Raw genomic sequence first — 14,753 nt, 5'->3', positions numbered from 1 at the left:
CGCTGGCCTGGAGCGCCTTCAGGTCCTCGGGATCGGTCAGGACGAACTTGGTCTTCCAGAAGGGATGAGACAGCCAGGACCCCTCCATCCCTTGCAGGTACATGCCCAGCTTGACCTCGGTCGTGGGGATCTTCTTCAGCATGGCTGGCGTCTTCGTCCAGGACATCACAGTATGGCGGCCTCTCCCGCTCTGGCAAACCGCCATGAAAAAACCGCCCGAGGGCGGTTTGGCTCCTTCGATCCGCTGCGCCCCGGTGGTTCGCAGCCTGCCACGATTCAGCGGAACCGGGATTGCGGGACTGTACGGAGTTCCGACGGCAGGCTCGCCAGGTATTGGGACAGCTGCTTGAGCTCCGCGTGGCTGAACTGCTTGACCTGGCCCGCCATCACCGCGTTGGCGCGACCCAGGTACGGCTGCTTGCCGTCGGCCTGGTAGGACTTGAGCGCCACGTACAGGTAGTCCGCGTGCTGGCCGGCGATCTTCGGATAGGTCCCGTCGATCGGCTTGCTGAAGTTGGCGCCGTGACAGCTCGCGCAGGCGCCCTTGTCCAGCAGCTTCTTGATGTCGGCCGGGGCCTCCGCCACCGCCGGCACCGCGTCGACCTTGGCCAGGCCGGCGTAGTACTCGGAGATCTCGGCGATGTCCTGGTCCGCCAGCGGCAGCGCGATGCCGCGCATCGTCGGATGCTTGCGGTCGCCCTTGGCGTACGCCGTCAGCGCCGCGGCGATGTACTTGGCGTTCTGGCCCGCGATCATCGGGACCTTGTGGACCTCGGGGAAGGTCGCCTGGTAGCCCTGGATGCCGTGGCAGCCGATGCACATGGCCACCTTGGACTGCACCGGCGCCTGGGGGCCAGGTGTTGCGGCGGGGGCGGTCGTCGACGACGCCTGTCCCGGCGCGGGCGACGAGGAGGCGTTGGACTGGGCCGATACAACAAAAGCGCTTCCAGCCAGCATCAACGCGAGGGAGATCTGCAGTTGTCTTCTCATGGTCCCGATCTTCGAGGATTTGGGGCGGCGCGATTATAGGGGGGCCCCTATATACTGGTTTTCACCGCTGCGCTAGAGAAGACCCTCATGAAATTCAAAGGTTCCCAGGACTACGTCGCCACGCCCGACCTGATGCTGGCGGTGAACGCGGCGATCACGCTCAAGCGGCCGCTGCTGGTCAAGGGCGAACCGGGCACCGGCAAGACGCTGCTGGCCGAGGAAGTCGCCAAGTCCCTGGACCTGCCGCTGCTGCAGTGGCACGTGAAGAGCACGACCAAGGCCCAGCAGGGCCTGTACGAGTACGACGCCGTCTCCCGGCTGCGCGACAGCCAGCTCGGCGACGACAAGGTCCGCGACATCCGCAACTACATCGTCCAGGGCACGCTGTGGCAGGCCTTCGCGTCGGACACGCCGGTGGCGCTGCTGATCGACGAGATCGACAAGGCGGACATCGAGTTCCCCAACGACCTGCTGCGCGAGCTCGACCGGATGGAGTTCTACGTCTACGAGACCCGCGAATGGGTCCGGGCCAAACACCGGCCGCTGGTGTTCATCACCTCCAACAACGAGAAGGAGCTGCCCGACGCCTTCCTGCGCCGCTGCTTCTTCCACTACATCAAGTTCCCCGAGGCCGACACGATGCAGGCCATCGTCGACGTCCACTTCCCCGGCCTCAAGCAGGAACTGCTGGCCGCCGCGCTGAAGACCTTCTACGACGTGCGCAAGCTGCCCGGGCTGAAGAAGAAGCCCTCGACCTCGGAACTGATCGACTGGCTCAAGCTGCTGCTGGCCGAGGACATCCCGCTCGAGGCGCTGCAGACGCAGGACGACAAGGTCGCCATCCCGCCGCTGGTGGGCGCGCTGCTGAAGAACGAGCAGGACCTGACCCTGTTCGAGAAGCTCGTGTACATGCAGAGCCGCAACCGCTGAGGCCCCGACGATGAGCCAGGACTTCAACGCCGCCTGGCGCGCCGCGCTGGCGGACGCGCTCGGATTCGTCGGCGGCGGCGTGATCGGCCTGCTGGTCGGCCGCGCGCTGGGCTGGGAGTTCATCGGCGCCCCCGGCTGGGGCACGCCGCAGATCCTGGGCCTGCTGCTGATCCTCGCCGGCATGGGCGGCTGCCGCTGGCTGCTGCGCCGGCTGCTGCTCGGCGGCAAGGGCTGAGCCCCGCCGCCCGCGCCGATTCCCGTTCCCCCCACTCCCGGCCGGTGGGCCGGCACGACCGAATGACCGCTCCCAACCCGTTCACCGCGCCGGTCACGCTGACCGGCCCGCACGCCCGGCTCGAGCCGCTGTCCCGCGAGCACCTCGCCGCCCTCGCCGAGGCCGCCGACGACGGCCAGCTCTGGCAGCTCTGGTACACCTCGGTCCCCGCGCCCGAGCGCATGGCCGCCGAGATCGACCGGCGCCTGGCGCTGCGCGAGGCCGGCTCGATGCACCCCTTCGTCGTGTTCGACGCCCAGGGCCGCGTCGCCGGCATGACGACCTACATGAACATCGACGCCACCAACCGCCGCGTCGAGATCGGCTCCACCTGGACCCGCGCCTCCTGCCAGCGCAGCGGGCTGAACACGCAGTGCAAGCTGCTGCTGCTGCGCCACGCGTTCGAGACGCTGGGGTGCATCGCTGTGGAGTTCCGCACCCACCGGCTGAACCAGCAGAGCCGCCGCGCGATCGAGCGGCTGGGCGCGCAGCTCGACGGCATCCTGCGCTCGCACCTGCGCATGCCCGACGGCACGCTGCGCGACACCTGCGTCTACAGCATCACCGCGGCCGAATGGCCGACCATCCAGACCCACCTGCAGTGGCAACTCGACAAACCCCGGAGCGCCTGATGCCCGCCGTGAAGAAAAAGACCGACAAGACCGCCCCGTCCGACAGCGCCGGCAAGGCCGGCAAGGCCGCCAAGGCCGCCAAGACGCGCGGCGACACGCCGTCCCGGACCTTGGACGTCGACGCGCTGTGGGCGCTGGCGCGGCTGGGCGCCCCGAGCCTGTCGCCCGACGGCGCGCAGGCCGTGGTGCCGGTGACGCGCTTCGACATGGACAAGAACAAGGGCAGCACCTCGCTGTGGCTGCTGTCGACGCTGGGCGGCGAGCCGCGCGCGCTGACCTCCGCCGGCGAGAAGGACGGCCAGCCGCGCTGGAGCCCGCAAGGCGACCAGGTCGCCTTCATCGCCCGGCGCGAGCAGGAAGGCGACAAGGACGAGGCGCCGCAGCTCTACGTGATCCCGCCCGACGGCGGCGAGGCGCGCCGCGTGACGCGCGTGCCCTTCGGCGTCGAGTCGTTCAAGTGGTTCCCCGACGGCAAGCGGCTGGCCTTCGTGTCCTGGGTCGACCCGGCCCTGCGCGGCCAGGCCGCGCAGACGGTGCGCCGCAAGGCGGAGAAGGACCGCAAGGAATCGGCCTACGTGACCGAGGAAGGCTTCTACCGCTTCTGGGACCATGCGCTGCCGATGAACCGCGTGCCGCACCTGCACGTGGTCGAGCTCGACGGCGGCGAGGTCCGCGACCTGTTCGAGGGCACCGAGTTCGAACTCAGCCGCGCCGAACCCGATGCCGACACCTTCGACATCTCGCCCGACGGCCGCCGCGTCGTGTTCAGCTTCGACCCGAACACGCCCAAGACGCTGGAACACCGCAACGCGCTGGCCGAGATCGACGTGCGCTCCGGCCGCGCGCAGGTGCTGCTGCAAGAACCCGGCTGGGACTTCGTCGCGCCGGTCTACAGCCACGCGGGCCACCACATCGCCTTCGTCGCCTGCCACCAGGGCCTCAAGCACACGATGCCGCAGCAGCTGGCCGTCCTCGACACCCACGGCCACTGGGCGGTGTTGTCCGAGGACTGGGACCAGGAGGTCGCCGCCCCGCTGCGCTGGGACGAGGACGACCTGGGCGTGCTGTTCTGCGCCGAGCTGCAGGGCCGCCGCCACCTCTACCGCTTCGACGTGAAGACGCTGCACGCCTTCCCGCTGTGCGAGGGCGGCCATGTCGGCGCCTTCGCGCTGGAGGCCGGCACGCTGGTCGTGCTGCACGACAGCGCCTCCTTCCCGCCGCGGCTGTCCGTCGTCGAGCACGAAGGCGACGCCCAGGAGCAGGTGCTGCATCGCATCGAGTCGTTCAACGACGAGGCGCTCGCGTCGCTGCGCTTCGGCCAGGTCGAGGAGCTCTGGTACGAAGGCGCGCTCGGCGAGCTGGTGCAGCTGTGGCTCTACCACCCGCCCGGCTTCGACCCGAAAAAGAAGACCAAGGCGCCGCTGATGCACCTGATCCACGGCGGCCCGCACACCGCCATGGGCGACAGCTGGCACTGGCGCTGGAACCACCAGGCGATGGCCGCCCAAGGCTATGTCGTCGCCTGCGTGAACTACCACGGCTCGTCGAGCTTCGGGAACCGCTTCGCCGACTCGATCACCGGGCGCTGGGGGGAACTCGAGCTCCAGGACATCGAGATCGCCACCGACCTGCTGCTCAAGCAGCCCTGGGCCGATCCGGACCGCGTCTTCGCCACCGGCGGCAGCTACGGCGGCTACATGGTCGCGTGGATGAACGGCCACGTGCCCGAAGGCCGCTACCAGGCCTACGTCTGCCACGCGGGCTGCTTCGACTGGACCGCGATGTACGCCAACGACGCCTACCTCTGGCACGCCAAGGAGCTCGGCACCTCGTACTGGCAGGACCCGGCGAAGGTCGCGGCCCAAAGCCCCATCGGCTACGCGCAGCACTTCAACACGCCCACGCTCGTCATCCACGGCCAGCTCGACTACCGCGTGCCGGACGCGCAGGGGCTCGCTTACTACAACACCCTCAAGGCGCAGGGCGTCGATGCGCGGCTCGTGTGGTTCCCGGATGAGAACCATTGGGTCATGAAGCCGCGCAACTCGAAACTCTGGTACGGGGAGTTCTTCGATTGGCTCAAGCGCCATGACGGCGGCGTCGGGGATGGCGGGAAGGCGAAGGGCAAGGCGAAGAAAGGACGAAAGACCCCGTGAGGCTTCGGGTGCGCAGCACCAACGACGCCAACAACAGGACGCCCGCGGCGCTCGTCCACAGCGTCGAGGGCTCCGGCACCGCCGGGACGGGCGGCTCCTCGAGCTTCGGCGGCAGCACGAACACCGGCGGCGTCGGGATCGACGTCGGCGGGCCCGCCGACGGCGGCCCGATGACCGCGCGCGGCGGCGTCAGCAACGCCCCCGGCGGCGTGACCGGCACGCCGGTCAACGGCACGGGCTCCGGCATCACGGGCATCTCGGGCGGCACGTCGCCCATCGGCACCGGCGTCGGCGCGCCCGCCCCCGGCGGATCGAAGGGCAGCTCGCCCTCGCCCGGCGGCGCACCGCCCCCCGGCACGCGCTGGATCCGGCTGACGTTGCGGCAGACCGTCGGCACCATCACGCAGTCGTTGCCCTCGCAGTAGACGAGCGCCCGCTCGACATGGTCCTCGGACCAGCGCTCGCGACTCACCGACGCGCAGACCCGGCCCTCGCCGAAATGCATGCCGCGGATCGACGATCCATACCCCGCGCGGCCCGCGATGCGATCGCGCGAGATCTCGACGACATCGTCGTAGTCGTGACGGCGCATCCGCGCCTTCAACCGCTCGCGCACGTCCGGCGCGAGGTCGACATACCGGTCGACCGCCGCCGGCACGTCGCCGGTGAAGCTGTCATGGCCCGGCCGGTCCCAGGAACAGGACGGGGCGGGGGCAGGCGTTGCCGCCCGGACGGACGGCGGGGCGAAAAGCGCACCCGCCACCCAGGCCAGGGCGGCCAGCGCGTGCAGCAATCGAGACATCGGCAGGGTGGCGGCCCTGGTGGACCTCGTCGAAGTGGACCCGAAGCGATGTCAGCAAATGCGATGCCCGGGGCCAGGACTTGCGTCCCAGGGCGAACGGATGGCGAACGGACGGCCCGCCTGACGGTGGCTCAGACCTCGTCCCAATCGAGGTCGCCGCAGAGCACCCGCAGCCGGCCGCCCTGCCAGTACGCGACCGAGACGGTCACGCACATGCGCGCGCCGTGCAGGCTCAGGTAGGGCCGCGTGGTCTGGACCTCGCCGACGCTCTCCACCGCGCGGCGGAAGTACGGGCGCCGCGCCCAGCGGGCGTCGCCGGCGCGCTCCATCGGCAGGAAGCGCGGATCGATCTCCGCCGGCCCGCTCGCCGGCACCGCCCGCGGTCCGATCTCGCGGCCGTCCTCGTCCAGCAGGTAGCACATCTGCGCGCCCTGCAGCGCCAGGAAGGCATGGCACGACTCGGCCAGCGGCCGGCTCTGCTGCAGCGGCTGGAGCGCCAGCGCGATCGCCGTGCGGAACGGCGTGAGCCGGTCCAGGTGGTCGCGCCGCAGCAGCGCCTGGCGCTCGTTGAACAGGGACCAGACGTCCTCCAGCGCGGAGACGCCCTCCTCGATCCGCAGGAACGGCGCCGGATGCCCGAACGCGAAGCCCTGCACCAGGTCCACGTCCGCGTCCATCGCCAGTTGCGCGTCCTCCGCGGTCTCGATGCCCTCCAGCAGCACCAGCGCGCCGCATTCATGCAGCAGCGCCACCATCTGCGACAGCACCCGCGCCATGCGCCGCGATCCGCGCGAGCGCCGCAGCAGCGAGCGGTCCAGCTTCACGATCTCCGGACGGATCCGCCAGATGCGGTCGAAGTTCGAATGCCCGACGCCGAAGTCGTCCAGCGCCAGCAGGCAGCCCGTCGCCCGCGCGGCCTCGACCGCGTCCTCGAAGCTGTCGTCCCGGGCCATGACGTCCTCGGTGACCTCGAAGACCAGCCGGTGCGTCGGCAGGCCCAGCTGGTGCACCACCTCCACCGCCCGCGCCAGCATGCGCACCTGCAGCGCCGCGTGCATGAAGACCGCCGGATGGATGTTCAGGAACAGCCAGCAGTCGGGCTGCCCCTGCGCGACGAAGTTGTGCACGTGCAGCAGCCGGCACAGCCGGTCCAGCCAGACCTGCTGGTCGAAGCTGCCCACGCCCTCGAAGGCGGTGACCGGGGCGACCGCCCGGCCGCGGTCGTCCTCGACCCGGATCAGGCCCTCGTAGCCGACCGGGCGCCGGTGCGGGAAGCTGTAGACCGGCTGGAACGCGCTGCTCAGCCGGTAGTGCTCGAAGCGCGCGATCCAGCGGCCGCGCTCCTCGCCGATCGCGCCGTAGAGCGCGCGCAGCATCGCCTCGACCTCGGCGTCGTCGCCGTCGTTGCCCAACCCGTGCTCCATGCGCCCGATCCCGACGTGTCTGTTATGCGCCGCCCCGCGACCGCGGGGTCGTGCTTGCCGCCGATGCTACGCCTGAGCCTCGCCAGGCGGCATGGATAATGGCCCGATGCCCCGAAGTTCAGGGGGAGGCCCATGCTGATCCAGTTCTTCTACACGCTGCGCGCCGCCAAGCTGCCGGTCTCCGTCAAGGAGTACCTGACCCTGCTCGAAGCGATGAAGTCGGGCGTGCTCGACGACGACGGCGGCCCCACCATCGACAAGTTCTACGCCCTGGCCCGCACCGCGCTGGTCAAGGACGAGGCGCTGTTCGACAAGTTCGACCGCGCGTTCGCCGCCTACTTCAAGGGCGTCGAGCTGATGGGCGACCTGTTCAAGGCGCTGCCCCAGGAATGGCTCACCAAGCAGCTCGAACGCGAGCTCTCGCCCGAGCAGCTCGCGCAACTCAAGGCGCTGGACTGGGATGAACTGATGGACACGCTGCGGCAGCGGCTCGAGGAACAGAAGGAACGCCACGAGGGCGGCAACCGCTGGATCGGCACCGGCGGCACCAGCCCGTTCGGCAACGGCGGCGTCAACCCGCGCGGCGTGCGCATCGGCGGCCCCGGCGGCCAGCGCAGCGCGGTGAAGGTCTGGGACCAGCGCGCCTACAAGGACTACGACGACGGCATCGAGCTCGGCACCCGCAACATCAAGGTCGCGCTGCGCCGGCTGCGCCGCTTCGCGCGCGAGGGCTCGGACCTGGAGCTCGACCTCGACGACACCATCCATAAGACCGCCGCCAACGCCGGCATGCTCGACATCCGGATGATCCCGGAGCGCCACAACAAGGTGAAGCTGCTGCTGTTGATGGACGTCGGCGGCACGATGGACGAACACGTGCACCGCGTCGAGGAACTCTTCTCCGCGGTCAAGAGCGAGTTCAAGCACCTGGAGTTCTTCTACTTCCACAACTGCGTCTACGACTTCGTGTGGAAGAACAACCGGCGCCGCTTCAGCGAGAAGACGCCGACCTGGGACCTGATCCACAAGTACAACCGCGACTACAAGCTGATCTTCGTCGGCGACGCGACGATGAGCCCCTACGAGATCCTGCAGCCCGGCGGCAGCGTCGAATACAACAACGAGGAAGCCGGCGCCGAATGGCTGCAACGGCTGACGAACCACTTCACCAAACACGTCTGGATCAACCCCGAGCCGGCCGGGGTCTGGCAATACCGCCAGAGCATCTCGCTGATCCAGCAGTTGATGCAGCAACGCATGATGCCGCTGACGATGGGCGGCCTCGAACAGGCGATGCGCGTGCTCAACCGATGACGTCGACGTTCCCGACGCCCCGCTTCCCCCACCTGCTGCGGCGCCTGCTGCCGATCCTGGCGATCGGCGCGGCGGGCGCGATGCTGGGCGGCTGCTCGCTGCTGCCCACCGACCGCAAGGCCGAGCTCAAGGTCGCCGCCCCGGAAGAGGCCGACACCGCCAACCCGAACGTCACGCGCCGGCGGATCTCCGCCTACGAGCTGACGATCGAGGCCCCGCCCGAGCTGCGCTCGCTGCTGATGGAGCACCTGGACCTGGCGCGCTTCCGCGACTCGCCCGAGGACATGCGGCTGACCGCGGCCGAGCTGCGCCGGCTCGCCGCCGTCGCGCCCGAGCAGGCGACCAAGCTGCTGGAGACGGCTGGCTACTTCAACGCCAAGGTGCGGACCGAGGAAGTCGGCGACCTGTCCGACGGCGTGCGCAACCTGCGCCTGATCGTCGACACCGGGCCCCGGGCGCTGGTGCGGCAGATGGACCTGCGCCTGGAAGGCCCGCTCAAGATCGCCGCCGAACGCGGCGACAAGCTCGCGGGCGCGCTCGAGCGCACGCTGACGCAGAGCTGGCTGCTGCAGCCGCAGACCGGCTTCAGCCAGGGCGACTGGTCCGCCGCGAAGAACGCGCTGCTGACCCGCGCTCGCGCGCAGGGCTACCCGCTGGCGCGGATGACGCACAGCGAGGCCGTCGTGCAGGCCGACGACAACCAGGTCGACATCGCGGTGACGCTGGAAAGCGGCCCGCTGTTCACGCTGGGCGAGCTGACGGTCGAGGGCCTGAAGCACCAGCCCGAGGACAGCGTGCGCCGGCTGGCCGGCTACAAGCTGCATCAGCCCTACAACGAGAAGCTGCTGCTGGACTTCCAGGAACGGCTGGTCGGCACGCAGCTGTTCGACAGCGCCAGTGTCGAGATCCAGCCCGAGAGCGTCACGCCGCCGCCCGGCGCGGAGACGGTCGAGGTGCCGGTGACGGTGAAGATCCGCGAGGCCGCGCGCCAGCAGGTGACGCTGGGCGTCGGCTACCGGACCGTCGACGGGCCCAGCGCCAGCGTCGAATACACGCACCGCAAGCCGTTCGGGCTGAACATCCGCGAGCGCACCAAGCTCGAGCTCGCCCGCAAACGGCAGGCGATCGACACGGAAATCAGCTCGCATCCGCAGCCCAACATGCAGCGCAGCCTGGTGCTGGTGAAGGCCGAGCGCGTGGACGACAACAACCAGGTCAACCTCAACCTCAGCACCCGGCTCGGCTACGCGAAGGAGAGCGAGCCCGAGGACCGGCTGAGCTACATCGAGGTGATCCGCGCCTGGGAACACAAGCCCGATCTGCCCACCACCGTGGCCGGCGCGGTGTCGCTGAACCAGCAGATGACCTGGCGCCGGCTGGACTCCCGCGTGCTGCCGACCAAGGGCTGGAGCGCGACGATGACCGTCGGCGGCGGCTGGGCCGACAGCACGACCGAGAAGAACGGTCCGTTCGCGCGGGCCACGGGCAAGTTCTACTGGTACTCGCCGCTGCCCGGGCGCTGGCTGCTGTCGACCCGGGTCGAGGGCGGCCAGATCCTGGCCAAGGGCAAGCTGGGCCTGCCCGAGGCGCTGCGCTTCCGCACCGGCGGCGACGACAGCGTGCGCGGCTACGGCTACAACGACCTGGGGCCGGTGGATTCCAACAACAACCAGATCGGCGGCCGCGTGATGCTCAACGGCAGCGTCGAGGTCTCGCATCCGTTGACGCCGCGCATCCCGCAGCTGATGGGCGCGCTGTTCGTCGACGCCGGCCAGGCCGCGCAGAACTGGGGCGGCTACGACCCCGCCTGGGCCGTCGGCACCGGCCTGCGCTACCGCAGCCCGGTCGGCGTGCTGCGCTTCGACTTCGCCAAGGGCAACCTGGTCGACAAATGGCGCCTGCACTTCAGCGTGGCGATCAGCCTGTGATCCGATGAGCGACCCGCGCGACACCCCCTCCCCGAGCCCGACCCCAACGTCGAGCCCGTCCACGTCGTCCGGCGCGCCGGCCACGCCCGCCGAGGCGGCCGTCCCCGCGTCCCGCCGGCGCCGCCGCGGCCGTGGCCTGCTGTGGGCGCTGCTGACGATCCCGCTGCTGGTGGGCGTGCTGCTGCTGGCGCTGACCTGGGCGCTGAAGACCGAGGGCGGCACCGCCTACGTGCTGGCCAAGGTGCCGGGCCTGTCGCTGCAGAACGCGCGCGGCCGGCTGCTCGGCGATTTCGACGTCGAGCGCGCGGAACTGGTGCTGCCCGGCACCGAGGACCGCCTCGTGCTGGAGCAGCTGCAGTGGCGCAACGTGCGCCTGGTCTGGAACCGCTCGCCGCTGCTGTGGGGCGAGGTGCGGGCGGACCGGCTCGCCGTCGCGCGGCTGCGCGTGCAGGTCGCGCCGAGCCCGACCGCCGAACCGGCCAAGCCGCCGCTGAGCCTGCTGTCGCCGGTCGCGCTGACGATCGCGGACCTGGAGATCGGCGAGCTGTTCGTCCCCGGCCTCGACCAACCGCTGCGCGGCCTGCGCGGCAGCGCGTCGCTGGGCGCCGACGGCGGCAAGCTGCACGAGCTCACCGTCAAGTCGCTGGGCTGGCAACAGCTGACGCTCGCCGGCCAGGCCCGCATCGCCACGCGGGACGACCTGAAGCTGGCCAGCCGCTGGACGCTGAGCCAGCCCACCGGCGAGCTGCCTTGGACCGCGCCGTTCCAGCTCGACGGACCGATCGCCGACCTGACGCTGCAGGGCGCGCTCGAGGCCGCGAAGCAGCGCCTGCAGGTGCGCGCGCGCCTGCAGCCCTTCGCGCCCTTCCCCGTCGCGCAGTTGGCGACGCAGGCCAGGGACCTGGACCTGGCCGCGCTGCTGCCCGGCACCGAGGGCGTGCCGCGCACCGGCCTGACCGGCACCGTCACGATGGTGCCGAACGCGGACAAGTCGCTCGGCGTCAAGGCGGACCTCGACAACAGCGCCGCCGGCCGGCTCGACCAGGACCGGCTGCCTCTGCGGGCGCTGGAACTGGACCTGCTGCTCGACCCGGCGAACTGGACCCGGCTGCGGCTGCCGCGGCTGGACGCGCAACTGGCCGGCGGCGGCCGGCTGCAGGCGGTCGGCCAGACCAGCCAGGCCGCCGGCAGCGTGCTGACGCTGCGCCTGAGCGGCCTGGACAGCCGCCAGATCGACGCCCGCTGGCCGCTGGTGCAGGCGCGCGGCGAGCTCAAGCTCAGCACGCAGGCCAACCTGACGAAGGCCTCGGCCGACCAGTCGCTGCAGGTCGAGGGCGAGCTCGCCGGCCAGCTCGGCCAGGGCAAGCTGCAGGCGCCGCTGGAGATGACGCTGGACGCCGAACTGCGCACGCAGTCGATCGCGCTGCGCCAGCTGCAGGCGCGCTCCGGCCCCGCCGCGCTGAAGGCCGAGGGCGAGTTCACGCTCAACCAGGCGCTGAGCCTGGCCGAGGGCTGGAAGACGCGGCTGGCCGCGTCGGTGCAAGGGCTGGATCCGCGCCGGCTGAGCGCCGAACCGTTGCCCGACGGCGCGCTGCCGCAGGCGGTCAACGCGAAGCTGCAGGCCGCGCTGCAATCGGTGCGCGGCAGCCTGTGGCCGCAGGGCAAGGCCGAGCTCGAGCTGCAGCCCAGCCAGTGGCAGGGCCTGCCGCTCAGCGGCCAGGTCCGGTATGCCCGTGCCGGCACCGCCGCGCCCGACCTGCAGGCGGACCTGCGCCTGGCGGACGCGACGCTGCAGGCCCGCAGCCGCATCAACGCCGCGGCCCGGCGCGAGCAGGTCGACCTCGCCATCGAGCTGAACGCGCCCAAGCTCGCCAGCCTGCAGCCGATGCTGCGCGCGCGCTTCCCGCAGGCGACGATCGTCGGCGGCGCGCAGGCGCAGGCCAGCGTCGTGCTGATCCAGCCCGGCGCGCGCCAGGCCCAGTACGGCAGCGACGGCAAATGGCGGCTGCAGGGCTTCGGGTTGTCCGGCGTGCCGGGCCTGCCGGCGAACTCGGGCAGCCGGCCCGCGCTGCAGGTCGAGAACGCCTCCGGCCAGTGGACGCTGTCGAGCCAACGCGACGCGAAGCTCGCCTGGACGACGCAGGTCCGCGGCCTGCGGCTGCCGCAGCAGAGCACCCGGCTGGACGAGGTCCAGATCGAGCTCGGCGGCAGCTGGGCGCAGCACACGCTGACGCTGTCGACGCAGGGCCAGGTGCCGCTGCCGCCGGTGCTGACGCAGCCCTCGCCGACCAAGGTCGTCGCGCGCGCGCAATCGGCCAGCGCCCCGTCGCTGCCGGGCGCGCAGACCGTGCCGCTGGACCCGCAGGGCGCGCGGGCGCGGCTCTCGCTGGACGGCGCGCTGGACGGCGATCCGCTGCGCGCCTGGCGCCAGGGCGGGCTGTGGCAGGCGCGCGGGCTGACCTTGGCGCTGGAGGCCAGCCAGCAGCCGGTGCCGCTGCTCAAGGCCGGCCCGCTGGCGCTGGCGCTGCGGCTCGATCCCGGGCTGGCGCCGCGCCAGGCGACGCTGGCGCCGGGACGGATCGAGCTGCTCGGCGCCGGCGTGCGCTGGGACCGGATGATGTGGCAGAGCTCGACGCTGCCGGCGCTCGAGTCGGGCGAGTGGGACGTGCAGGCGGTGCTGGAGCCGCTGGCCGCGTCGCCGGTGCTGGCCAAGCTGCAGCCGGACTTCGGCTGGGGCGGCGACCTGCAGATCGAGGGCCGGCTGAAGTCGCGCCGCGATGCCCGCGGCCTGACGCTGGACGCGATGATCGAACGCACCCGCGGCGACCTGACGGTGACCGACGAAGTCAGCACGCAGCGCCTGGCGCTGACCGACCTGCGGCTGGGCGTGCTCGCCGACCAGGGCGTGTGGCACCTGGTGCAGGGCGTGGCCGGCGAGAACATGGGCGCGGTCGGCGGCGCGGTGACCTTCCGCAGCGCCAACGCGCACGCGCTGCCGACACCGGGCGCGAAGCTCGAGGGCGGCATCGAGGCCAAGGTCGACAACATCGGCAACTGGGGTCCGTGGCTGCCGGCGGGCTGGCGCGCCGGCGGCAGCCTGGCGGCGACGCTGCAGCTCGGCGGCACGCTGGGCGCGCCGGAGGTCCGGGGCCAGGCGGGCGCGCAGAAGCTCTCGCTGCGCAATCCGCTGTTGGGCGTCGACATGCAGCAGGGCGAGCTGGCGCTGACGATGAGCGGCCGCGAGGCCAAGCTGGAGAAATTCACCGCGCGGGCCGGCAACGGCACGGTCAGCCTGGACGGCACACTGCGCCTGGGCGCCCAGCCCAGCGCCGAGCTGTCGCTGAAGGCGGACACCTTCGCGCTGCTGCAGCGGGTGGACCGGCGCATCGTCGCCACCGGCGCGGCGCAGCTCAAGGCCAGCGCGCAGCTGCTGGACCTGAAGGGCCAGTTCGTCGTCGTCGAGGGGCTGTTCGACTTCTCGCGCGGCGACGCGCCGCAGCTCGACAGCGACGTGCAGGTGGTGCGCCAGAGCGCGCCGCCCAAGGCCGTCGACGGCAGCGGCAAGCCGATGCGGCTCAAGCTGGACCTCGACCTGGACCTGGGCCGGCGGCTGCAGCTCAAGGGCTACGGCATCGACACCAAGCTGCGCGGCGTGCTGCACCTGGCGCAGGACGGCCAGCCGCGGCCGCAGATGACCGGCGAGGTCCGCAGCGAGGGCGGCACCTTCAACGCCTACGGCCAGAAGCTGGTGGTGGAGCGCGGCGTGTTCAGCTTCGTCGGCCCGCTGGACAACCCGCGGCTGGACGTGCTGGCGATCCGCTCCGGCATGGAGAACGACAACGTGCGCGTCGGCGTGACCGTCACCGGCACGGCCGGCAGCCCGCGCATCCGGCTGTATTCCGAACCGGACATGAGCGAGACCAACAAGCTGTCGTGGCTGGTGCTGGGCCGCGCGCCTGAGAACCTCGGCCGCACCGACACCGCGCTGATGCAGCGCGCGGCGATGGCGCTGATCTCCGGCGACGGCGAGAGCGCCAGCGACAAGCTGATCCACAACATCGGCCTGGACGAGCTCTCGTTCAGCGGCGAAGGCGACGACGCCCGCGGCACGGTGGTGCGGCTGGGCAAGCAGGTGAGCCGCAACGTGTTCGTCGCCTACGAGCGCGGCCTGAACGCCACCACCGGCACCTGGCAGCTGATGTACAAGGTCGCGCAGCGCTTCACGCTGCGGGCGCAGGCCAATGACGTCCAGCAAGGGCTGGACGTCATCTGGCAATGGAAGTGGGAGTAGCGCGGAGAGCCG

Annotated in this window: 11 protein-coding genes; 7 read left to right on the top strand and 4 right to left on the bottom strand. The window is 71.1% G+C overall.

Going from position 1 to position 14,753, the window contains the following annotated elements; all coding sequences use genetic code 11:
• Together N5D62_RS23505 and N5D62_RS23500 are read right to left on the bottom strand one after the other, a co-directional pair.
• On the bottom strand, positions 1 to 142 hold a 142-nt coding region (locus tag N5D62_RS23505; RefSeq protein ID WP_279760379.1), incomplete at its 3' end, for a DUF3391 domain-containing protein.
• 134 nt (positions 143 to 276) lie between these two features.
• Positions 277 to 990, bottom strand: a complete 714-nt coding sequence (locus N5D62_RS23500) for a c-type cytochrome (RefSeq protein WP_279760373.1) — start codon at positions 988 to 990, stop codon at positions 277 to 279.
• A gap of 87 nt (positions 991 to 1,077) precedes the next feature.
• Here N5D62_RS23500 and N5D62_RS23495 point away from each other — a divergent pair, with 87 nt between their 5' ends.
• The 4 genes from N5D62_RS23495 (at position 1,078) to N5D62_RS23480 (ending at position 4,982) form a co-directional block, all read left to right on the top strand.
• A complete protein-coding gene (locus N5D62_RS23495) occupies positions 1,078 to 1,920 on the top strand; it encodes a MoxR family ATPase (RefSeq protein WP_279760372.1) in 843 nt (280 codons plus the stop codon).
• Between the two features lie 10 nt (positions 1,921 to 1,930).
• Entirely contained in the window at positions 1,931 to 2,155 is a 225-nt protein-coding gene (locus N5D62_RS23490) for a hypothetical protein (RefSeq protein WP_279760371.1), read from the top strand.
• Between the two features lie 62 nt (positions 2,156 to 2,217).
• Positions 2,218 to 2,826, top strand: coding sequence for a GNAT family protein (locus tag N5D62_RS23485; protein ID WP_279760370.1), 609 nt, complete (start codon positions 2,218 to 2,220; stop codon positions 2,824 to 2,826).
• Positions 2,826 to 4,982 carry a S9 family peptidase gene (locus tag N5D62_RS23480; protein WP_279760369.1) on the top strand — a complete coding sequence of 719 codons (2,157 nt, stop codon included), beginning with the start codon at positions 2,826 to 2,828 and terminating at the stop codon, positions 4,980 to 4,982. The genes N5D62_RS23485 and N5D62_RS23480 overlap by 1 nt, the downstream gene beginning before the upstream one ends.
• On the opposite strand, the gene N5D62_RS23475 is transcribed toward N5D62_RS23480, so the two are convergent.
• The gene (locus tag N5D62_RS23475) at positions 4,906 to 5,775 is read right to left on the bottom strand and encodes an MHFG family PEP-CTERM protein (RefSeq protein ID WP_279760368.1); all 870 of its coding nucleotides are present in this window, start codon (positions 5,773 to 5,775) and stop codon (positions 4,906 to 4,908) included. The genes N5D62_RS23480 and N5D62_RS23475 overlap by 77 nt on opposite strands.
• A 140-nt stretch (positions 5,776 to 5,915) precedes the next feature.
• Positions 5,916 to 7,208, bottom strand: coding sequence for an EAL domain-containing protein (locus N5D62_RS23470; protein WP_279760367.1), 1,293 nt, complete (start codon positions 7,206 to 7,208; stop codon positions 5,916 to 5,918).
• Between the two features lie 132 nt (positions 7,209 to 7,340).
• On the opposite strand from N5D62_RS23470, the gene N5D62_RS23465 reads away from it, so the two are divergent.
• Genes N5D62_RS23465 through N5D62_RS23455 form a run of 3 tightly spaced genes read left to right on the top strand, consistent with a single transcriptional unit; the run spans position 7,341 to position 14,741 of the window.
• A complete protein-coding gene (locus N5D62_RS23465) occupies positions 7,341 to 8,522 on the top strand; it encodes a VWA domain-containing protein (RefSeq protein ID WP_279760366.1) in 1,182 nt (393 codons plus the stop codon).
• A complete protein-coding gene (locus tag N5D62_RS23460) occupies positions 8,519 to 10,450 on the top strand; it encodes a BamA/TamA family outer membrane protein (RefSeq protein ID WP_279760365.1) in 1,932 nt (643 codons plus the stop codon). The genes N5D62_RS23465 and N5D62_RS23460 overlap by 4 nt, the downstream gene beginning before the upstream one ends.
• A gap of 4 nt (positions 10,451 to 10,454) precedes the next feature.
• Complete coding sequence (locus N5D62_RS23455; protein WP_279760364.1) at positions 10,455 to 14,741, top strand: translocation/assembly module TamB domain-containing protein; 4,287 nt, start codon at positions 10,455 to 10,457, stop codon at positions 14,739 to 14,741.
• The last annotated feature ends 12 nt before the right edge of the window (positions 14,742 to 14,753 follow it).

The organism is Mitsuaria sp. GD03876 (assembly GCF_029840635.1).
Lineage (GTDB): Bacteria > Pseudomonadota > Gammaproteobacteria > Burkholderiales > Burkholderiaceae_C > Roseateles.
The sequence above is the reverse complement of the archived record's forward strand: the minus strand, read 5'-3'. Positions and strand labels throughout refer to the sequence as shown.

Bases quoted from the DNA above. Each gene is read 5' to 3' on its own strand.
- N5D62_RS23500 (WP_279760373.1), bottom strand. From the start codon at position 990: ATGAGAAGACAACTGCAGATCTCCCTCGCGTTGATGCTGGCTGGAAGC.
- N5D62_RS23470 (WP_279760367.1), bottom strand. From the start codon at position 7,208: ATGGAGCACGGGTTGGGCAACGACGGCGACGACGCCGAGGTCGAGGCG.
- N5D62_RS23465 (WP_279760366.1), top strand. From the start codon at position 7,341: ATGCTGATCCAGTTCTTCTACACGCTGCGCGCCGCCAAGCTGCCGGTC.
- N5D62_RS23485 (WP_279760370.1), top strand. From the start codon at position 2,218: ATGACCGCTCCCAACCCGTTCACCGCGCCGGTCACGCTGACCGGCCCG.
- N5D62_RS23495 (WP_279760372.1), top strand. From the start codon at position 1,078: ATGAAATTCAAAGGTTCCCAGGACTACGTCGCCACGCCCGACCTGATG.
- N5D62_RS23480 (WP_279760369.1), top strand. From the start codon at position 2,826: ATGCCCGCCGTGAAGAAAAAGACCGACAAGACCGCCCCGTCCGACAGC.
- N5D62_RS23490 (WP_279760371.1), top strand. From the start codon at position 1,931: ATGAGCCAGGACTTCAACGCCGCCTGGCGCGCCGCGCTGGCGGACGCG.
- N5D62_RS23460 (WP_279760365.1), top strand. From the start codon at position 8,519: ATGACGTCGACGTTCCCGACGCCCCGCTTCCCCCACCTGCTGCGGCGC.
- N5D62_RS23455 (WP_279760364.1), top strand. From the start codon at position 10,455: ATGAGCGACCCGCGCGACACCCCCTCCCCGAGCCCGACCCCAACGTCG.